This is a genomic window from Paenibacillus sp. EKM10P (assembly GCF_011800655.1).
In the GTDB taxonomy this organism is placed as follows: Bacteria; Bacillota; Bacilli; order Paenibacillales; family Paenibacillaceae; genus Paenibacillus; species Paenibacillus polymyxa.
The window spans coordinates 116,416-137,400 of sequence record NZ_JAALET010000007.1 but is presented as its reverse complement, the minus strand read 5'-3'; the positions used below and the strand labels follow the sequence as shown (position 1 = coordinate 137,400).

General features: G+C 46.5%; 16 protein-coding genes. All 16 read right to left on the bottom strand.

From position 1 onward, the window contains the following. Window positions 1-6 precede the first annotated feature (6 nt). A complete protein-coding gene (locus HFE01_RS17385) occupies window positions 7-1,131 on the bottom strand; it encodes an NADH:flavin oxidoreductase (protein ID WP_180361614.1) in 1,125 nt (374 codons plus the stop codon). 178 nt (window positions 1,132-1,309) lie between these two features. Continuing rightward, window positions 1,310-1,645 carry a cytochrome o ubiquinol oxidase subunit IV gene (cyoD, locus tag HFE01_RS17380; RefSeq protein ID WP_016820324.1) on the bottom strand — a complete coding sequence of 112 codons (336 nt, stop codon included), beginning with the start codon at window positions 1,643-1,645 and terminating at the stop codon, window positions 1,310-1,312. Further along, window positions 1,646-2,254, bottom strand: coding sequence for a cytochrome o ubiquinol oxidase subunit III (gene cyoC, locus HFE01_RS17375; protein ID WP_016820325.1), 609 nt, complete (start codon window positions 2,252-2,254; stop codon window positions 1,646-1,648). Continuing rightward, window positions 2,254-4,230 (bottom strand): cbb3-type cytochrome c oxidase subunit I, encoded by a 1,977-nt coding sequence (locus HFE01_RS17370; protein WP_013373105.1) that lies wholly within the window; start codon window positions 4,228-4,230, stop codon window positions 2,254-2,256. The genes cyoC and HFE01_RS17370 overlap by 1 nt, the downstream gene beginning before the upstream one ends. Window positions 4,231-4,256: 26 nt before the next feature. Continuing rightward, window positions 4,257-5,240, bottom strand: a complete 984-nt coding sequence (cyoA, locus tag HFE01_RS17365; RefSeq protein ID WP_016820326.1) for a ubiquinol oxidase subunit II — start codon at window positions 5,238-5,240, stop codon at window positions 4,257-4,259. A 352-nt stretch (window positions 5,241-5,592) separates the two neighbouring features. Further along, complete coding sequence (locus tag HFE01_RS17360) at window positions 5,593-5,841, bottom strand: hypothetical protein (RefSeq protein WP_016820327.1); 249 nt, start codon at window positions 5,839-5,841, stop codon at window positions 5,593-5,595. A 218-nt stretch (window positions 5,842-6,059) separates the two neighbouring features. Next, a complete protein-coding gene (locus HFE01_RS17355) occupies window positions 6,060-7,406 on the bottom strand; it encodes a GH1 family beta-glucosidase (RefSeq protein ID WP_107734541.1) in 1,347 nt (448 codons plus the stop codon). Beyond that, entirely contained in the window at window positions 7,403-9,874 is a 2,472-nt protein-coding gene (locus tag HFE01_RS17350; protein ID WP_107734567.1) for a glycoside hydrolase family 95 protein, read from the bottom strand. Before HFE01_RS17350 ends, HFE01_RS17355 begins: the two co-directional genes overlap by 4 nt. Before the next feature lie 106 nt (window positions 9,875-9,980). Then, window positions 9,981-11,675, bottom strand: a complete 1,695-nt coding sequence (locus tag HFE01_RS17345) for an ABC transporter substrate-binding protein (protein WP_031462250.1) — start codon at window positions 11,673-11,675, stop codon at window positions 9,981-9,983. 62 nt (window positions 11,676-11,737) lie between these two features. Beyond that, complete coding sequence (locus tag HFE01_RS17340) at window positions 11,738-12,640, bottom strand: carbohydrate ABC transporter permease (RefSeq protein ID WP_016820331.1); 903 nt, start codon at window positions 12,638-12,640, stop codon at window positions 11,738-11,740. A gap of 15 nt (window positions 12,641-12,655) precedes the next feature. Next, a complete protein-coding gene (locus HFE01_RS17335; protein ID WP_107734540.1) occupies window positions 12,656-13,669 on the bottom strand; it encodes an ABC transporter permease in 1,014 nt (337 codons plus the stop codon). A 460-nt stretch (window positions 13,670-14,129) separates the two neighbouring features. Then, complete coding sequence (locus HFE01_RS17330) at window positions 14,130-14,546, bottom strand: cupredoxin domain-containing protein (protein ID WP_017425537.1); 417 nt, start codon at window positions 14,544-14,546, stop codon at window positions 14,130-14,132. Between the two features lie 141 nt (window positions 14,547-14,687). Further along, entirely contained in the window at window positions 14,688-16,490 is a 1,803-nt protein-coding gene (cydC, locus tag HFE01_RS17325) for a thiol reductant ABC exporter subunit CydC (protein ID WP_107734539.1), read from the bottom strand. Continuing rightward, a complete protein-coding gene (cydD, locus tag HFE01_RS17320; RefSeq protein WP_167438575.1) occupies window positions 16,471-18,231 on the bottom strand; it encodes a thiol reductant ABC exporter subunit CydD in 1,761 nt (586 codons plus the stop codon). Before cydD ends, cydC begins: the two co-directional genes overlap by 20 nt. Beyond that, complete coding sequence (gene cydB, locus HFE01_RS17315) at window positions 18,231-19,244, bottom strand: cytochrome d ubiquinol oxidase subunit II (protein ID WP_016820336.1); 1,014 nt, start codon at window positions 19,242-19,244, stop codon at window positions 18,231-18,233. Before cydB ends, cydD begins: the two co-directional genes overlap by 1 nt. Then, window positions 19,231-20,637, bottom strand: coding sequence for a cytochrome ubiquinol oxidase subunit I (locus tag HFE01_RS17310; RefSeq protein WP_019688632.1), 1,407 nt, complete (start codon window positions 20,635-20,637; stop codon window positions 19,231-19,233). Before HFE01_RS17310 ends, cydB begins: the two co-directional genes overlap by 14 nt. Between the last annotated feature and the right edge of the window lie 348 nt (window positions 20,638-20,985).

The window sequence follows — 20,985 nt, the reverse complement described above, 5'->3', positions numbered from 1 at the left end:
ATTTTCTTATTTCAACGTTTTTAATACTTCATCACTGTAAGGAATTATTTCTTTTATCTGTTGATCACGCAATTTTACTGCAAATGCCGGATCAACCAGCAATGCACGTCCAACTGCAACCAAATCAAATTCCTCTCGTTCTAGTAACTCCACGAGCTGCTCTAATCTGGCCTCTACATTACTGGATTGCTCAGTCTGACGATTATCATTTTTCTCCAAATCACTTAAAAAGGCCTTCTCCAAGCCAATTGATCCCACTGTAATCACTGGCTTGCCTGTTATCTTTTTCGTCCAAGCTGCCAAATTTAGATCTGAGCCTTCAAATTCCGGTTCCCAGAAACGGCGACTTGAACAATGGAATACATCCACTCCGGCCTTCACCAATGGAGCAAGAAACTGTTCAAGTTCCTGTGGTGTCTGTGCCAGCTTTTCTCCATAATGGTACATCTTCCACTGGGAGAATCGCAGTACAATTGGAAAATCCGGACCCACTGCACGGCGACAAGCTTCAATAACCTCGACCGCAAACCGGGTCCGCTGAACCAAATCGCCTCCATATTGATCGGTACGCTTATTGGTTTTATCCCAAAAAAATTGATCTATTAAATAGCCATGCGCTCCATGAAGTTCAATGCCGTCAAACCCCACCTGCTTGGCATCGGTAGCGGCCTGAGCAAAGGCTGCGATGATATCCGCAATTTCCGCCTCCGTCAATGGCTCAACTACCTTTTCTCCGGCGGGAGAAATACCCGAAGGACCGACAGGCAATGCCTCGGGATTCGGTTGGTTATCCGCACCTATTTTCCGGGCCGTACCCACATGCCAAAGCTGCGGTATAATTTTGCCACCTGCCGCATGGACCTCCTCTACTACCTTGGCCCACCCCTTTAACCCTTCACCATAAAAGTTAGGGATGCCTGTGTGCTCCACAGCTGCGGGATGATTGATAGCCGTTCCCTCCGTAATAATCAATCCAACAGCATTTTCCGCACGACGACGATAATACGCAGCAACCTCAGGTCCTGGAACACCTTGGGGAGAAAAATTTCGTGTCATGGGAGCCATAACGATCCGATTGGGAAGCGATAAGTTACCTATCTTAAAAGGTTTAAACAATATTTCGGTGTTCATGACGTTTTCCTCACTCTCCATTAGTATTATCTTTTTCACTCTTCTGTTATACAATTCCATTTTACACACATGCAAACTTGAGTTCAAGAAGCCACAGTTTAATTTCAGCAGGCCCTTTACAAAAAAAGAAGAAGCGGCATAGAGCCGCTTCCTCTTATCAAAATTAGTGTGTTATTTATTAGTGTGCTACCATGTTGTATTCCATAATCCATACAGAACCGCCAACGACGGTCAACAGGATCACTATACCAAAGATTAAAGTCATCACATTCCAACGTGGTCCATTGCTTTCACGAATGTGCATGAAGAAGAATAGCTGAACCAGAAATTGCAGCACTGCCGCGGCTAAAATAACAACCATCGTCGAAGTGCGGCTCAACATATGATTCATAACCACGCCGAGAGGAATGATGGTCAGTACGATGGACAGAATAAATCCGATAACATAGGATTTCACTGAACCGTGAGAATCATCATGACCATGCGAACCTGCTCCTGATTGATGCTGTGCCATCTACATCACCCCCATCAAATAGACAACTGTCAGCAAGAAGATCCAGACAGCGTCCAAAAAGTGCCAGTACAAGCTCAATGCCGAAACTTTGCCCTTCGTCTCTGGAGTAAGTCCGCGTTTTTTCAACTGGAACATAAGTCCAATCATCCAAACCAGACCTAACGAAACGTGAAGTCCGTGTGTTCCGACCAAGGTGAAGAATGCCGACAAGAACGCACTGGTTCCAAAATTAGCACCTTCATGTACGATTTCAACAAACTCGTAAACTTCAAAACCGATAAAACCAAGACCCAGGATTGCCGTCACGATTAACCAGTTGATTAATCCCTTCATGCTTCCTTTGTTCATAGCCAACACAGCCAGACCACTTGTGAAGCTGCTTGTGAGCAAGAGGAACGTTTCAATAATAACGCCCGTCATGTTAAACAGCTCTGCGCCACCTGGTCCTCCGGCTGTGTTGTTCCGAAGGACAACGAAGGTTGCGAACAAGGTACTGAACAGGATTACGTCCGTTACGAGGAAGATCCAAAAACCAAGCATCTTCAATTCTTGCGGATCGTGATGCCCGTGGTCATGATCATGGCTGTGATGTGCTGCTGCTTGTGCCATTATACAGACCCCCTTATTGCCGCTTCCGTGCGTTTTACTTCATCCGCAGGGATATAGTAGTCGCCATCATAAGAGAAGAACGAACGGCAAATCATACAAATTGCTACGCCGATCAGCCCTGGAATATAGAAGAACGACCATCCAAATACGAAACCGAAACCTGCAATGAAAAAGAATACCGACATAATGAATGGAATCGCCGAGTTTTTCGGCATATGAATCGCTTCAATTGGCGGTTGCTTTCTGAAGATACCTTTTGCACGTTTATCTTTTTCTGCCCACCAGTCATCGCGTTCTTCTACTTGCGGAATGGTAGCAAAATTGTATTCCGGTGCAGGTGAAGGAATTGACCATTCCAACGTGTGACCACCCCAAGGGTCGCCAGTTGTATCCTTCAGCTTGCGGTAATTTTTGATACCCAGAAGAATTTGAAGAACCTGGAACAAGAAACCAATCCCCATCAGGAATGCCCCAACGGTTGACACCATGTTAAGCGGCTGCCAGCCAGTATCCCAGCCGTAAGTGCTCAGACGACGTGTCATACCCATCAGACCGAGGGAATATTGCGGAATGAAACATACATAGAACCCGATATTCCAGAACCAGAAAGCCCATTTACCAGGCGTTTCAGGCAATGTGAAACCGAACATTTTGGGCCACCAGTAGTACAGACCTGCCAGGTAACCGAACACTACCCCACCAATCAGAGCAGAGTGAAAGTGAGCGATCAGGAAGTAACTGTTATGGAACTGGAAGTCCGCAGGCGCTACAGATAACATGACGCCCGTCAAACCTGCAATCAGGAAGTTCGGAATAAATGCAATAGACCACATCATCGGAGTTTTAAATTCGAGTTTACCCCGGTACATCGTGAACAGCCAGTTAAATACTTTAACCCCTGTCGGTATTGCGATAACCATCGTCGAAATCGCAAAGAATGCATTAACATCTGCGCCTGATCCCATTGTGAAGAAGTGATGCGCCCACGTGAAGAAGGACAGGATCGCAATAATGAACATGGCGTAAACCATGGATTTGTAACCAAACAATTTCTTTTTAGAGAATACGCTGATAACCTCGGAATAAATACCGAAGGCTGGCAATACTACAATGTATACCTCAGGGTGACCCCACATCCAGATCAAGTTGATATACATCATCGGGTTACCGCCGAAATCAAGGGTAAAGAAGTGTCCTCCTCCAAAGCGGTCAAGGAATAGCAAAGCTAAAGTAACCGTCAGAATCGGGAACGCGAAAATGATAATAACACATGATGAAAATACGGACCACGTAAAGACAGGCATTTTCATCCAAGTCATACCAGGTGCACGCATTTTAATGATGGTAACAATAAAGTTGATCCCTGTAGCCAATGAACCTATACCGGAAATCTGAATACCCCAGATATAGAAGTTCTGACCGACGCCAGGACTAAACTGCAGTTCTGAGAGCGGTGGATAACTCAACCAGCCTGCATCTGGCGAACCGCCAATAACGAAGGACAAGTTGAACAACATCGCACCCATAAAGAAAAGCCAGAAGCTCAATGCGTTCAGGAAAGGAAACGCAACGTCGCGCGCACCAATTTGAAGGGGTACGGCGATGTTAAACAAACCAAACATCAACGGCATCGCCATAAACAAGATCATGATTGTGCCGTGAGTTGTAAAAATCTGGTTGTAATGCTCAGGATGTAAGAGTGTCACATCAGGTGTAGCAAGTTGAATACGCATCAATAATGCATCCACGCCTCCGCGGAATAACATCAAGATGGCCGCAAGAATATACATAATACCGACTTTTTTATGGTCAACCGTAGTCAACCAGTTTTTCCAAAGCCAGCCCCATTTTTTGAAATAAGTGAGCACAAACACGATCCCGATCGTTGCTAGTGCGATGGAAACGTCCGCTCCATAGATCATCGGGTCTCCAGTAACGAAGAAAGTGGATGCAAACTCTTTTATTTTGTCAAGCATTGGGGGCCTCCTTCCCTATAATCATTTTAATTGTGTCCGCTCATATTCATATGACTCATATCCATTTCGGCATGCTCTTCTGTGCCGGTCTTGGATGAATCTTCTGTGGATGTAGCTTCACCATGTCCAGCATGGGGGTTAGAAGAGCCTTCCACTACATACTTGTTGACAATCTCTTTGAACAAGCCGTCTGGAATCGAAGAATACTCATCAGGCTGGGACAAACCTGGTTTTGCAAGCGCCAAATAGCCGTCTTTCGTCAGCGGCTTAGACTGCTTCTTGATGTCAGCGACCCAGTTTTTATACTCTTCATCCGACTGGACTTCTACATCAAAACGCATTTGTCCAAAATGCTCACCGCTAAAGTTTGCACCCGAGCCAAAGTAAGTTCCTTCGTGATCGGCCTGCAAATGCAGTTTCATGGCCATGCCTGACATGGTGTAGATTTGACCGCCCAATTGCGGAATCCAGAACGAGTTCATCGGTGCGTCAGCAGTCAGTTCAAAACGGACTGGAACACCTTTAGGAATGTGAACTTGGTTAACTGTAGCTATACCTTCCTCTGGGTACATAAAGAGCCATTTCCAGTCCAATGAGGTTACTTGAATCGTTACTGGCTTTTGCGTGCTTGCAATCGGCTTGGAAGGCTCCAGCATGTAGGTATATCTCGCAGTGATGACCGCAATAATACAGATAACGATAATCGGAATAGCCCACCATGTGGTTTCCAGCTTTTTGCTGTCATCCCAATGGGGTTGATACTTCACCTTGTTTGTTGGGGTATCGCGATACCGCCAAACGATGAAGAAGGTCAAAATCATAACCGGTACAATTATAAGCGCAGACAATGCAGTTGTAAGAATGATCAGCTCTTTTTGTGCTTGCCCAATTGGTCCTTTCGGATCGAAAACAACGTATTTTCCGCCAGCATAAAAACACGTCCAGATGAGCAATGCTACCGTGAGCACGGTCAAAACCAACGCAATAATCGCTTTTGGTTTTTTGTTCATGTTGTTCCCCTCTCCTTAAAATAGTAAATTACTCAAAACTAACGAACTCCTGTAATGTTGCCCTTATATAAGATAGCAGAAAAGCGGCCACTTTTTTTATTGTTAACAGAATTGTCGATTATTTGTCCGATTTTTGTGAAAAACCTCTCTAAAAATAAAATTTCTCTTGCAAATTCAAAATTTCTTTTTAATTCAAAAATGACATATAAAAACGTTAATTATGCATCTTGAAGTATCTTAAAAAAGCTATACTAAAGCAAAAATCGGGACTCCTTACAGTTATCATCCTACACTGCTCGAAGCCCCGCGCTGTTGTTTTCATTATCAGTTTTACATCATCTTTTCAATTGTATTAACGATGTCCGTTCTCTTGGTCTTCCTTCTTGCGGGCAATGACAAATGATTTCCCGATTAGAAAAATGAAAATTCCGGCAGCAAAGGCGCCAATGCCTGTCATTAGATAGATATTACGATCGGTTAAATTCCCTATATCAAGCAAAATAAGAATAATACCTACAATGCAAGCGATCAAAGAAATAACAGATACCGTGCGGCTCATTTGGTTATCCCTTGATCCTGATTTTCTAAAATTCGAAGCCATACCCTCCACTCCCTCTAGTTTAAAATGGTTAAAAAGTGCCCTCGCCAGGTATTTTTTTCAGTATGCACATTTTTTATTTTTTTATTCCTGCCGGTCTCTATATACTAGAACCATCTGTATTCATCTTGGTTATTATTACCCCAGAGGACCTCCTATTTAAACAAACGGGAGCGGAGGCAGACCTAAATTTGCTTTATATTCAGATCATTTCTCTTTGTTTAGCGTCTAGTCTCCAACCAGTTATTACTTACTACATTTCGATACCAATAGTAACTTTCCTTGGGGGTGCGGACCTGTGTGCGAAAATCGACATGAATCATGCCAAATCTCATATTATACCCCTCTGCCCACTCAAAATTGTCCAAAAGTGACCATGCCATATAGCCTTTAACATGAAGACCATCATGAATTGCCCGGTGCACCTGCACCAAATGCTGCTGCATGTAGGAAATTCGACGATCATCTTGCACCTTTCCGTTTACGACCTCATCATTGATACAAGCCCCGTTCTCTGTGATGTAAATATCGATGTTACCGTATTTTTGCAAATAATGTAGTACCTCATACAGCCCACGTGACTCCACCGGCCAGCCGATATCTGTTACAGGTAGTCCCATATTGATTTCTTCAGATTGAAGAAATCCTGCCTCCGGATTAAATCGATTAACCGACATACTATAATAATTGATACCAATCATATCAATTGGCTCACCGATAATGTCCATATCTCCATCTTGTATAGGTACGGTGGCTCCCTGTTCCGCAAACCAGTCTACCAAAAACTGAGGATACGAGCCTTGATAAATAGGCTGGAGAAACCAGTCACTGTGCAGGGAAATCGTGCGTGCACAAGCCGCTTTATCTTCCTCAGAAGTGCTGTAAGGAACAGCCCAGGAGACATTTGGGGCGATACCGATCTGGCCACTGGTGCCAAGCTCGCGGAATCGGCGTACAGATAAACCATGTGCAACCAGCAGATGATGTCCTACATCAATCGCAGTCTGAAGATTCGTCAGACCCGGGGCATGAACTCCCAGCATATTGGATAAAAAGGCGATACACCACGGTTCATTGAATGTCAGCCAATGCTGTATTTTACCGTGAAACTCACGGAACATCGTTTCCGCAAACTGGACAAATGCCTGAATTGTGCGACGATTTCCCCACCCTCCGGCATCCTGTAGCGCCTGAGGCAGGTCCCAGTGATACAGTGTACAAAACGGTTCAATTCCGTTGTCATTCAACAAATCAACTACACGATGATAATAGTCCAATCCCTCTTGATTGACTTCACCATCACCATTAGGGAATATACGTGACCAGGACACCGAGAAACGATATGTACGAATGCCCAGTTCCTTCATGAGACGGATATCTTCTTCGTAACGATGATAGCTGTCACAAGCTACATTGCCGTTATCACCGTTGAACACTTTGCCAGGCGTATGGGCAAAGGTATCCCAGATCGACAACCCTCTTCCATCCTCCTGGTAAGCCCCCTCGATTTGGTAGGCGGCCGTTGCGGTACCCCACATAAAGTCCTGCGGAAATTGAAAAATAGTCATTGTGTCTCTTCCTCTCCCTCAATTATAATCGTATATTCATTCGTTGTTTCCTGCTTTTTGGTAAAAGTCCATGACAAAATAAATCCTCCGTGCTTGGGATCAGGCTGAGCCCGACGATCATCAACGCTAAACGGATGTGCACTGCGAATCGTACAGCTTCCCGTCTGGACCGATGTGGTAAGCTCCGCACGGACGAGCCGCGAACCGGACCATTCCATGCTGACCGTAATTCCGCCACGCCCTTTCAAGCCGCTGACCCGTCCCTCCGGCCATGCCGATGGCAGGGCAGGCAATAGCGTCAGCTCGCCCGGGCGGCTTTGCAGCAGCATTTCTGCGATGCCTGCCGTCGCACCAAAGTTACCGTCGATCTGAAAAGGCGGGTGAGCGTCGAATAAATTAGGGTAGATCGACCGCGACAGCAACGTGCGAACATACCGATGCGCAGTGTCGCCATCTTCCAGCCGGGCGTACAGGTTAATCAACCAGGCACAGCTCCACCCGGTATGACCGCCACCATGATCGAGCCGGCGGCGTAGCGATATGCGAGCCGCCTCAGCCAGCTCTGGAGTATAGCGGATATGGATCTGTCGGCCGGGGTAAAGCCCGAAAAGATGCGAAACATGTCGATGCCCAGGCTCCGCTTCCTCAAAATCGACCATCCATTCCTGTAACTGACCGTGACGGCCGATTTGATAGGGTATTAATCGTTCCCGTGTCTCTTCGCAGCGTCTACGGAACTCATCGTCTAACTCCAACAGTTCCGCGGCCTGAATACAGTTGCTCAATAGCTCCCGAATCAGCGTCATGTCCATCGTAGAGCCCATGGATATGCTGCAATCCTCGCCTTCGGGCGTGATGAATTTATTTTCAGGCGAAGTGGAGGGGGACGTTACAAGCCGACCATCCGGGCCCTCCACAAGCCAGTCTAAGCAAAAGGCCGCCGCCCCCTTCATAAGCGGATAAGCCTGTTCTGCCAAATAGGTTGTATCCAAGGTGAACAGATAACGCTCCCATAGGTGAGCGGTTAGCCATACACCCCCAAGCGGCCAAAATGCCCAACTGGCATGGCCACCTGACGGTCCGGCGTTTCGCCACACATCAATATTGTGGTGAGCTGTCCATCCTTGAGCCCCATAATTGATGGAAGCGACCCTGCGTCCCGTACGACCGACTTCTCCAATCATGTGCAGCAATGGCTCATGGCACTCGGCAAGATTACACACCTCTGCGGGCCAATAGTTCATCTGTGTATTAATATTGGTTGTATAGTTACTGTTCCACGGCGGCTGTACCCGGTCATTCCAGATGCCCTGAAGATTGGCGGGCTGACTGCCCGGACGTGAACTGCCCATTAGCAAATAACGGCCATATTGGAATAACAGCACTTCCAGCCCCCGGTCTGCCTGACCTTTCTGATAGCGTTCTAATCGCAGATCCGTCGGGAGAACGAACTCGTCAGTTAGCGTGTCACTTCCCAGTTCTAATGCAACACGGTCAAACAGCTTCCGGTGATCCTGCTCATGGCGTTGCCGCACCTGCTCACTTCCTAGCGAAATCGCTCCGTCTAGAATGACTTTGCATGCTTCTGCCGACTCTGTTGCATCACTATTCGGCATAGCCTGAAATCCCCGAAATCCGGTAGCCGCTGCCAAATACACCGTGATTTTATCCGCGTCCGAGATGATTAACGCTCCGTCATCCCTCGTCGTCAAGGTTCCTCCCTCGGGAATAACCCTCGCCTGAACTGCAAAAGCCATCCCCAAATCATTTTCGTAAACGACAGACTGTGGATGATCACCGTGATAATTAGATTCCACATGACTGGGCGCTCGTCCAGTCAACGTAATGAAGTCCCTGGTCGGTTCCTCGGATGGATCGTTATCGTTGGCTCCTTTGCAGGAATCACCAAGCGCATCCTCTCCAACTTCATCCTCACAAGGATGGGGGGTAGTCATACGCACAGATGCATGGATTTTTCCGACCTTATTCGCAGTCAGTGACACCATAATGACTCCATCAGGTGCACTGGCGATAACTTCGCGAGTATAGTGGACTCCATCACTCTGAAAAGTGACCACTGCCGTTCCGGTCTGCATATCCAGTTCCCGTTCATAATGCGCAATCTCCCCTAGGTTCTCCTGTGTAATCCACAAATCTCCTAAAGGCTGGTAGGCTTCTGTATCTCGACCCAGCATGTTCGAATTAATCAGTTGCTCTGCTTCCTTGTATTTTCCATCTGCAATCAGCTTTCTGGCAGGCTCTAAATATCGCAATGCATCATACTGAACGCCATCTCTGGGAAATCCGGACCAGAGCGTATCCTCGTTTAATTGCAAATGCTCCTCTCTGATCCCGCCAAATACCATAGCTCCCAGCCGTCCATTGCCGACTGGCAATGCTTCCTCCCATACCTCAGCAGGCTGGCGATACCATAACCGTAGGGACTGTGGTCTTTCGCCTTTCGTCAACTCAAACCCTCCCTCATCAAGGTCAGACAAAGCGCTGAACCCATATTGCCCATGGCGCATGCGCTCTGTCACTCCGAGATTTCAAAGTTTGGAAAATATGGACTCGTTATTTAGCAGCCTTCCCACTCCATAACTCCACTCTGTCCTTCACCAGTTGCGTGTATTGCTGTTCCATTTGGACAGCTCCGGCGGCATCCAGTTCTTTAATCATGTTGTCGTATACCGTATCAAAATTGGAAACTGGTGTTAAAATGGCTTCCGGTATACGTTTGCGGATTATGTCTGTCGTCTTTTTAAATGTAACGTTATAGTTGGATTCATTGTCTGTCGTCAGGTTATAGGCTGCGCCCCAAGGCTTCACATCAAATTCTTCTTTTCCTGGAAACAGTTCCTTCCACGTTTTTACGCCATACGCTTTCAGTGATTCTTTCTCCGGCTTCGAATAAGCCGCGATAATTTGTTCTGGGAATTTGGCAGTGTAGTAGTTACCCGTAGAGTCCTTCACTCCGTCCCCATAGTGTCCGCTCATTAATGTGTACAAGTCTATTCCAGTGGATTTATTGAAGCTGGTTGTATTGTTCGTTTTTTGATCCAATACATCGGCAGGAATGACGCGTTTGCCGTCTTTGATTTCATAGTGCTTGCCTTCGATCCCCCAGTTCACTAGCACCTGTCCTTCATCGGAAGCTAAATAATCCAGAAATTTAATAGCCCGCACCGGGTCCTTGCAACTTTCCGTAATCCCTACACCATAACCGGACGCAAAACCTGTATCCTGAAAGGAACGATCCTTATATTCCTCCGAAAGTGTAACTGGAAAATGTGCATAGCTGGCATCAGCCTTGCCTGACGCTTTTAATGCATTTTCGGCATCCTGATAACCCCACTCTTGGTCGATCAGACCCAGGACACGGCCGCTGGCAATTTTGGATTTGTATTGGTCACTTTTTTGTACAAACGAATCTTTATCGAGCAGCCCTTCATTGTACATGTGGTTTAACCAACGGAAATATTCTTTTTCTTCCGGACGTTTGTAATGAAGCTTGGCTTCAAAAGTTTTGGGATCAATAAAATATTCACCATCATCCGGCGCCCCAGTTGTCTGGAAAGCAGGGTTCGTTACGGTAATCATAATTCTCCAGTCGTCTGCATCCAGCGTGAGAGGGATCGTTTTTTTGCCATTAATCGTCGGATGTTTGGCTACATAGGTTTTGAGCACGTTTTCAAAATCCTGCAATGTTCTTACCTTGGGATATCCCAGTTCCTTGAGCACCTTATGCTGAATTTCAAATCCCCCCGTCGCGTCAAAACTCTCCTGTCCCACCCCTGCATACGTAGGAATAACATAGATGGCTTGATCCTTATTGCTGTATTTCAGCCGATCCATATAGGGGCCGTATAGCTTTTTGAGATTGGGTGCGTGATCGTTGATCAGATCGGTCAGATCAATCATAGCCCCCGCATCCACAAGCTTGCTAATATTTGCTTTAGGAGAGACCAGGTCTGGGTATTCCCCACTTGCTGCCATCAAAGCAATCCGGTCATCCCCACCTCCGCCGCTGACATCAAATTCCGCATTCAAGGTTACACCTGTTTTCTTGGTGATTTCCTTGCCTATTTCATCTTTCATTCCATTCCATTGCGGGCTTGTATCTGCTCCGAAGAAGCTAAACGTAATTGGGTCTGTGCCGCTGGATGAGCCTTCTTTCGCTGTTTTATCGCTTCCACCGCAACCTGCAAGTGCGGCAAGCGATACGGCGAGCAAGGGAATTAGTGCAAATCTGGACCAGTGTTTTTTCATGTTCAAAACCTCCTGCATTTCTAGGATTTTATCGTTGTGGATTGACTGCTACGATTGGATTGTTATGATTTAACAGCTCCCAGTGTCATACCGCCTACAAAATATTTTTGTAGGAATGGATATACGAGCAAAATCGGAAGCGTGACGGTAATCGTGATTGCCATTTTAATCGACTCTGGCGAAATCTGAGCCATTTGCTTAGCCATATCGTTGCTATTCGCCATATTGGCGCCGCCTTGCTGCGTACTTTGCAGTATCTTCATCAGCTCAAATTGCAGCGTTGTCCACTGCGCGGCGGTTCCATTGTACAAGTACGTATCAAACCATGCGTTCCATTGATTTACCGCTAAAAAAAGGGCAATTGTCGCCAGTACAGGCTTGCACAGCGGTAAAATAATCTTCCAATATATCGTAAAGTCATTGGCTCCATCCAGCTTGGCAGACTCTTGTAGCGCATACGGCAAACCATCCATAAAGGAACGAATGACAAAAACATTAAACGCGCTGATCAGCCCCGGAAAAATATACACCCAGAACGTGCCCAGCAAATGTAAATCACGCATCAAAATAAACACAGGCACCATTCCGCCGGAAAAATACATCGTCAACGCCAGAAACGTGGATATGAACTTGCGCGCGCGGAAATCGACCCGACTCAGCGTAAATGCAAGCATAGAAGCACAGATGAGTCCCAGCACCGTTCCAACTACTGTACGTAAAATCGATACCTGCAGACCCCGAAGCAGGCCATCGTACTGGAAAATCGTTTTGTAATTTTCGAGTGTAAACTGACGAGGCCATATATAAATACCGCCACGAACCGTGTCCGTCGAATTGTTCAGGGAAATCGCTAGTACGTTCAGAAACGGGTACAGCGTCAACACCACGATCAGAGCCATGAGGATATAGTTGAACAGGTCAAACAGCTTTTCTGACCGTGTAGCATTAAATGCCTTATTCGTCATTTCGCTTCTCCCTCCCTACATGATGCTTTCTTTGGTCAGTTTTTTGAATATACCGTTCGCCGTAAACAACAACAGAATGCTAACCAGTGAGTTGAAAATGCCTATTGCCGTCCCGTAAGAGAAGCGGCCCAGATTAATCCCGTAATTCAGTGCATACAAATCCAGCACTTCCGAATAATCCGTTACGAGACTGTTGCCAAGTAAGAACTGCTTTTCAAAACCATTGCTGACCAGATGTCCAATCGCCATAATAAACAGAATGGCGATGGTCGAGCGGATACCTGGCAATGTAATATGCCACATCTGTCTCCAGCGGCTGGCCCCATCCACACGTGAAGCTTCATATTGTTCCTGGTCAATTCCGGTGATGGCAGCTAAATAAATAATCGTATTCCAACCTGTCTCTTTCCATATGTCGGAAGCGGTTACAATGTACCAAAACCAACTCCCCTTAGCCATAAACTGAATCGGTTCATCCACAATATGAAGCGCTACCAAAATATCGTTAACAATTCCACCGTCAATGGACAGCATTTTCGTCACCAATCCGGCCACAACTACCCAGGATACAAAATGCGGGAGGTAGGATACTGTCTGCACAACTCGCTTGAACAGCATACCACGCAACTCATTTAGCAGAATTGCAAAAAAGATCGGTACAACAAAACCAAAAACAATACCCATCAGGCTCATTGTCAGCGTATTTCGTAATACCAGATAAAAACGTTCATCCTGAAAAAGCTCAATAAAGTTGTCTAACCCTACCCACTTTTGATCCCAAAACGATTTGGCTGGCTTATATTTTTGAAACGCCATTGTCCATCCCCATAGTGGAAAATAACTGAAAACAAACACCCATATGACGAAAGGAATGGACATAAAATAAAGGTACTTTTGCTGTTTCACACTGTTCCACAGGCCTTTTTCACCGCGTTCGGGCTTCGATCCGCGAGCCTTACGTGGTCTTCCCCGATTGGATTCAGGAATCACAGCATCAGCGTTGGAAGCGGTTTCAGTTGAAGATCCCATAACAAGCTCCTCCTCATCTCTAGATACTATTATCATACTTTGCTGGCTCAAAAGCGGGTACCCGACGAATTAGGAGAAAAATCAGTTCAAAATTAGATATATGGGGAGTGGATTAAGATTTACATTCGTGCCACTACACATGCGGATGGTGCTTCCCATCGCTGTTGTCCCCGGATTTCTTGAATAAGCAGACAAAGGTAGAAATTCAGGGACAAAGGCGACCGCTATCGCTTGTCCAGCACCATTCCGCCTGCTCCGTTTTCATGTAAATTCTCTGAGAGAAGTCTTGTAAAAAACAAAAGATCAGCAATGTAAGCTGATCAGAGGTAAAGGATAATGCTTATTGCACCACAGGTGGGTGATGGTATATATACTTACTGTCGCAATTCACCTAGTTGGAAGAAAAAAACTTTCTAGCATCCATGGGGTCAGTCCCCATGTGCCAGAAAGCTTTTTTGATTTATTTTACCGTGATCGTCCCGTAGTACATGTACATACCGCAATTGTACTCATATACCCCCGGTTTTAAATCCTTGACGGTAAAATAATTATTTTCGTGATCCAGGTAAACGTCCATTCCGATCTTCAACGACTGTACTTCATCGATGCAAGTAAAGGATGTAATTTTTTTGAAATTGATCTTGGTTGGAACGCCGGCTTTCACTTCAATATTTTTAGGATAGAAACCGTCCCCTTTTACACCCACTGTAACAATCTCGTATTTGGTTTTATCTGGCTCTTCCTGAGCTTGTTGAGATTGATTGGCCGGAAACGACGACACGCTACCTTGAAAATAAAACAAGACAAACCCGCCCATGATCAGGGCTACAAAACCAATCAGCATCCAATGCCAATGTTTAGAGATGAGTGTTTTCATTTCTTTCAGCCCCCTCCAGTTGAATGTCTAATGAGCATGTGACGTATCAACTCTAACCAGTATATAAAAGTTAATCGAAATTTTAAATACCTTGTTTCAAAGCTTACAGCAGATGAATCATATTATCCGACACGGTGATCATTACTGTTTTTCCAGACCGGGATGATCCAGCTTATACAGATTACGGTATCGGGTATGATCACACCACAGCTCATCATGACTGCCTCGCATGGAGATGGTGCCTTGCTCCATAAAGATCACCTCATCCATATGCTTCATTCCTGTGAGATGATGAGTGATCCAGATCAATGTTTTGCCTTCCAGCACGCGAAACATTGTCTGCATAAGTTCATGCTCCGTCAGCGGATCAAGCCCCACGGTCGGCTCATCCAGCAAAACAATTGGGTGATTTTGCAACAAAATCCGCGCCAGTGCAATGCGCTGTCTTTCTCCACCGGAAAAGCGAAGACCCGTCTCCTGCATTCTTGTATCGTAACCCTCTGGTAAAGAATCAATCAGGGTTCCAAGCCCTACCTGCTCCGTCACTGCACGAACCTCATCCAGCGTTGCGTCAGGTCGTCCCAATCGAATATTGTTCGCTACCGTTGTATCGAACAAATAAGGTTGCTGGTTTAGCACCGCAAATAGACTGGAGTATGCTCCACCTGTAAATACAGGCACTCCTGCGACAGTGACGCTGCCTTCATCAGGCTGCAATGCTCCTTGAATCAGATTCAGCAGCGTAGACTTACCCGCACCACTGCGGCCAAGCAATGCAACCTTGCCCCCCTGCGGTACGTGTAGGGAGATATTACGCACACTCCATTCCTGCGTTGCCGCATAGCGGTAGCTTACGTTGTTCAGCAGAAGGTCTCCCCCATGGCTTAATTGCTGAGCGGCAGCCTGTTCCTTTTTAGTATCTGCTGCATCGTCTGCTGCTGGTTGTCCTGCATCTGATCGTACTGCAAGTGCAGATGTACCTTTCTCGGAATCCTTTAGCCGTCGAAGTGAATCCTGATACTCCGGCGCATGAACCACCGCTTCCCCAGCGCGAACGAAAGCATCCAGCAACGGAAAAGTTACTAGCGCAAAGGATGCCAGCCATGTCGCTTCAATGCGACCCTGTGCTACCAGTCCTCCGGCCCACACAGTCATAATTACAATCCCTCCACCTACAAAGCATTGTGCGATCCAATGAGAACGCCACTCGTTCCGGCGAAGTGAATTTTCCACTATGGCAGCCCTCTTGTGCCGTTGTGTAAAGGTGCTAAGGAAATGCCCAGTTCGTCCGCTCAGCACCAGATCACTCATGCCGAACAAAGCATCCGTCAGTTCCTGATAAGATTTACTCCGTTCCTGCTTGAACGTACGCCGTTTGGCGAGTGAGGTCCAAAGTGAGATAGCTGGGGCGATAAAAAGCAAAAATCCCCCATATAGCGCCATCAGCAAGGCAAATGTTCCATCCATCCAGCCAAGCGCCAAGATGCCTGTTGCATATATCAGCAAAGCCGATAACGCAGGCAGAACCAGCTTCAGATAGATATTTTGAAGCTGCTCAATATCCTCTGCCAGCAATCCCAATAGATCCCCTGTACGAAATTTGCTGCGAATCATCAGCGCCTGCGGTTCCACTGCCCGATACAAGCGTACCCGCATACGAGACACAAGCCGCAGCGCAGCATCATGACCTACCAAGCGTTCCAAATACTGAATGACGGCTTTACTAAAACCAAACGTTCGCACAAGCACAATGGGCACATACACCATTAATATATTTTCAGGCTTTAAGGCCGAACGAGTAATCAGATGACCGGACGTAAAGAGCAGCGCGCCTGCACATCCAATGGACAGCGCGCCCAAAAGAGCAGCTGCCAGAAAGGCCCAAAAGTATTGTTTTAGATAAAGCAAAAACCAGCCTTGGCTACTATTGTCCGTTGCTCTCATATCGCCCGCCCCCTCCTTCCGACATTCCCGTCAGCAATCGATAATATTCTCCCTTTTGTGCAACCAGTTGCTGATGGGAACCTACCTCTTCCAGACGACCTTGATTCATCATCCAGACACAGTCCATATCCGGCATCCAATGCAGTCGATGGGTGGCAAGAAACATCCTCTTGTGTTTCAATACGGACAAAATGGTCTGTTTTAATTCCCATTCTGTCTCAATATCCAAATGTGCCGTAGGCTCATCCAATAAAATAATCGGACGGTCACTGAGCAAAGCGCGCGCCAAGGCAATCCGCTGCGCCTGTCCTCCGCTCAATGTCCGGCCTGCTTCACCAATAGGCTCATTCAACCCACTTGGAAGACCGTCCACCAGCTCACGCAGTCCAACCGCGTCAATCGCCCACTCTACCTGCTGGTTGGATGCCTCCGGCTCATAAAAGCGAATATTATCTGCCAAAGTAGCGCTAAACAGGTAAGGATGCTGTGGAATATAGGCAATATGCCGCTGCCATTCAGCTTTGGTATCCGCAGATAATCGGCATCCATTAAGGATCACCTCACCTGAAGTCGGGTCAGAAAAGCCGCCAAGCAGACTAAGCAATGTCGTTTTGCCTGCACCACTCGCTCCGACGATGCCGATCATGTTCATGTGCGGTTCAACACTTGCAGACACATGTTCAAGCCGGGTAGAGCCGTCTTCATTCAGTAAACACACATCAGACAGCATAAGGATGTCCTGCCCCGTGATGTCTAATCCTTTATCATTAGCTGTCTGTGCATTCGTCTCCGTCACTTCTTTTTCTGCACCGAGAATCGAGCGAATCGCTCCCCAAGCCTCTTTACCATCCAATGAGGCGTGATAGTCTGATCCCAACTGGCGTATAGGCATAAAATATTCCGGTGCCAGAATAAGCACCGCAAGCGCTGCCTCCAGTCCCACTGAACCACTAATCAGACGCAGACCCAAGCCTACCGCTACAAAAGCGACCGACAGCATACTGAAAAAATCGAGGGCAAATGAAGAAAGAAACGCTACCCGCAGCGTACGCATCGTGGCTGTACGATACTGGTCGCTGACCTTCCCTACGCTTTCCCCATGCGCCCGACTGCGCCCCAAAAACCTTAATGTCTGTAGCCCACGCAATGAATCCGTGAAATGGTGTGATAACAGACGATAGGAACGCCACTGCTTGTCTGCCTGCTTGCGCGCCGCCAAGCCGAGCAAAATAAAGAAGCCCACCAAAATCGGCATCGTAGTCGTCAAAATCACACCTGAAATCAGATCTAATGTGAAAACATACACAAGCACAAGTAAGGTTACAGCCATCATGTCTATCATACGAGGAATGGATATTTCCAAATAATTGCGAACCCGATCCACGCCATCCAGCGCTAGCGTCACCAACTTGCCGCTTCCTTCCCGCGCAGCAAAACCCGGGCCTCGCTCAAACAAACGCGCAAGCAGACGCTCCCGTAAGGAAGCGCCTGCTGCTTCGGCGAAACGACCGGCTGTCCGGCGTTGCAGCCAGATCATCGTATGCCTCACTGCAAAAGCCGCGAAAAACAACGCCAGCGATGGCCAAGCCATTATTAGCGGATTTTGTTTAAATAAAATCGTAACAGCCTTTGCCAAAAAGATGGCTTGTGCAATTACCGCTGCTCCCTGGAGCAGGGAAAGGGCGGCCAGCAGCAGCATTACTGGCCGAATGCCCTTTAATTCAAACCAGGCCTTATCCATTAGTATTCCAGATGATCCTTCTCACTGAGACGCTTATGGAAAACAAAATAGCTCCACGCCTGATAAGCCAACACAAAGGGTAAAAGCGTTGCTGCAACAATCGTCATGGCTTTCAGTGTGTAATGACTGGAGCTTGCATTATATATCGTCAAATCAAAAGCACTGTTGATCGAGCTCACCATAAATCTTGGGAACAAGCCAACGAATAACGAAACGAAGCTTAGCAAAATGATGACACCGGTCATCCCGAAAGCCCATCCTTCACGGCGCTGCTTCAGGAAATACCATGTTAGCACATAGGCAACCATCCCCACTGCAACCGCAACATACATAAAGGGACCGCGACGTGCAAATAAATCCGTTGCAAAATAAGTCCATACCACCATACCAGCAAGCAAAATCCCCAACACCGGAAGAAATTTGGACGCGATCACACGAGCACGATCCCTTACTTCACCAATCGTCCGCAGAGAAATGAACGTCAGCCCGTGCATAAGGCACATTCCGACCACGGTCAGTCCAATCCATACGGTGTATCCATTGAACACATCCAAGAATCCGGCTTTCAAATCCATATTTTGCTGAATAGGTACACCCTTCACCAAAGCCGCAAAGGCCATGCCAAACAGCATCGGCGGCAGGAAGCTGCCAATCAGAATGCAAGCATCCCACGTTCCTGTCCACCCTTTCCCTTCGGCCTTGCCCCGGAACTCAAAGGAGACTCCTCGCAAGATCAAACCTAGCAAAATAAACACAAATACCAGATAATATCCGCTAAACATCGTTGCATAAAAATGCGGAAAAGCGGCAAACATCGCACCTGCTGCTGTAATCAGCCACACTTCGTTGGCATCCCAGAATGGACCAATCGTATTGATCATCAAACGTTTTTGTTGGTCATTACGCGGCACTAATCCCGTAGCCATCCCTACGCCAAAATCAAAGCCCTCTAGAAAAAAGAAGCCTGTAAACAGCACAGCGATCAATAAGAACCATAAATCATTTAACGACAATGCTGTCACCCCCTTGAGCAAATGGATCATGAATTACCGTATGCTGATGCGGCTCCATATCTGGGCCTTTACGAGCGGTACGAGCAAACAGGAATGCCAATACACCCGTTAAAATGAGATACAACGTCGTAAATGCAATCAGTGAGAACAACACTTCTCCTGCTACAACGGTAGGTGAAACAGAATCTTTTGTTTGCAGCAAACCAAATACAGTCCACGGCTGACGTCCCATTTCTGTCATGATCCAGCCCGCGGTATTGCCAATGAATGGGAGCGATATCCCCCACAGCATAAGACGGAAGAACCAACGATGGGAGCCCTCCAATTTTTGTCGAAAACTCAGATAAGCTCCGTACAGAGCAAGTGCAATCATGGCACAGCCTGCCGCAATCATAATGCGGAAGCTCCAGAAGGTCGTACGGACAGGCGGAATATAATCACCCGGACCGTAGGTCTTTTCATACTGTGCTTGAAGCTCCTTCATACCAGGCACAGAGCCGGAAAACTTGCTATACGACAGAAAGCTCAGTGCAAACGGAACCTTAATCTCAAAGGTATTTTCCTGCTTATCAGGATCAATATTGGCAATAATCGTCCAAGGCGCTGGATCGCCACTGTCTCCCCACAGAGCTTCACTGGCTGCCATCTTCATGGGCTGTGTTTTGATCAAATATTGAGCCTGTCCATGACCAAACAAAGGAATAGCAATGGCACAGATTAATGCAACAATAATGCTCAATTTAAAAGAAGGTTTAAAGAAGTCCATATTCTTTTTATGCATCAGCTTCCAAGCACTAATCCCAGCTACGAGGAAAGCTCCAGTTGCAATAGCAGCAAAGATGGTGTGAGGATACTCCCACAAAAGCTGCTCGTTCGTTAACAAAGCAGCAAAATCTTGCATTTCTGCACGGCCATTTACAACCCCATATCCTACGGGACGTTGCATGAATGAATTAGCAGCCAAAATCCACAAAGCCGAGAGCATCGTACCAATCGCTACTAGCCACATGCAAACTAAATGGACAGTTTTGGATAGTCTTTCCCAGCCGAATACCCATAGGCCGATAAAGGTTGATTCCAGAAAAAATGCAAGCAATGCTTCAATCGCTAGCGGTGTACCAAATACATCACCGACAAAACGGGAAAAGTCCGACCAATTCATTCCGAACTGGAACTCCTGCAAAATTCCGGTAACTACGCCCAGCGCAAAGTTAATCAGCAGAAACGTTCCCCAGAATTGAGCCATTTTTTTGTACAAGTCTTTTTTCTTGATAACATACATAGTCTCCATAATTGCCACCAACAATGACAATCCAATGGAGATTGGCACATAAACAAAATGAAGAATCGTAGTGGTTGCAAACTGCAACCGTGCCAAATCCAATACGTCCATGATGCTGCTCCTCCTCTGTACTTCCCTTAACAATGATTTAATGTTTGTGATCTGAAGTCTTTTATATTTGTGATTGTATTCACATTGTTACATATGAAACCGTCACTTTTTTAGGAAATGACTCACTTAGCTAACTTCCCCATGGTTGCCATAACCGGGCTTCAGATTATCCCCATTATATAGAATAAATTTAAATGAAATAGAATCAAAAATGTGAACATCGTGTCAAAGTTGTGTCATAACGATGGCATTTTTATGAAAATGCCCTAAAATCCATAATCAATGTGACATTTTCTATTGATTCGTCTTTTTTCAATATATAAAAAAAGAGCCTCTCTTCATGCGGAG

What these genes read in the sequence shown, in the direction of transcription:
- HFE01_RS17360 (WP_016820327.1), bottom strand. Translation starts at nt 5,841, where the DNA reads ATGGCTTCGAATTTTAGAAAATCAGGATCAAGGGATAACCAAATGAGC.
- HFE01_RS17310 (WP_019688632.1), bottom strand. Translation starts at nt 20,637, where the DNA reads ATGGACGTATTGGATTTGGCACGGTTGCAGTTTGCAACCACTACGATT.
- HFE01_RS17340 (WP_016820331.1), bottom strand. Translation starts at nt 12,640, where the DNA reads ATGACGAATAAGGCATTTAATGCTACACGGTCAGAAAAGCTGTTTGAC.
- HFE01_RS17355 (WP_107734541.1), bottom strand. Translation starts at nt 7,406, where the DNA reads ATGACTATTTTTCAATTTCCGCAGGACTTTATGTGGGGTACCGCAACG.
- cydD (WP_167438575.1), bottom strand. Translation starts at nt 18,231, where the DNA reads ATGGATAAGGCCTGGTTTGAATTAAAGGGCATTCGGCCAGTAATGCTG.
- HFE01_RS17330 (WP_017425537.1), bottom strand. Translation starts at nt 14,546, where the DNA reads ATGAAAACACTCATCTCTAAACATTGGCATTGGATGCTGATTGGTTTT.
- cyoC (WP_016820325.1), bottom strand. Translation starts at nt 2,254, where the DNA reads ATGGCACAAGCAGCAGCACATCACAGCCATGATCATGACCACGGGCAT.
- HFE01_RS17370 (WP_013373105.1), bottom strand. Translation starts at nt 4,230, where the DNA reads ATGCTTGACAAAATAAAAGAGTTTGCATCCACTTTCTTCGTTACTGGA.
- cydC (WP_107734539.1), bottom strand. Translation starts at nt 16,490, where the DNA reads ATGAGAGCAACGGACAATAGTAGCCAAGGCTGGTTTTTGCTTTATCTA.
- HFE01_RS17345 (WP_031462250.1), bottom strand. Translation starts at nt 11,675, where the DNA reads ATGAAAAAACACTGGTCCAGATTTGCACTAATTCCCTTGCTCGCCGTA.
- cyoD (WP_016820324.1), bottom strand. Translation starts at nt 1,645, where the DNA reads ATGGCACAGCATCAATCAGGAGCAGGTTCGCATGGTCATGATGATTCT.
- HFE01_RS17335 (WP_107734540.1), bottom strand. Translation starts at nt 13,669, where the DNA reads ATGGGATCTTCAACTGAAACCGCTTCCAACGCTGATGCTGTGATTCCT.
- cyoA (WP_016820326.1), bottom strand. Translation starts at nt 5,240, where the DNA reads ATGAACAAAAAACCAAAAGCGATTATTGCGTTGGTTTTGACCGTGCTC.
- HFE01_RS17385 (WP_180361614.1), bottom strand. Translation starts at nt 1,131, where the DNA reads ATGAACACCGAAATATTGTTTAAACCTTTTAAGATAGGTAACTTATCG.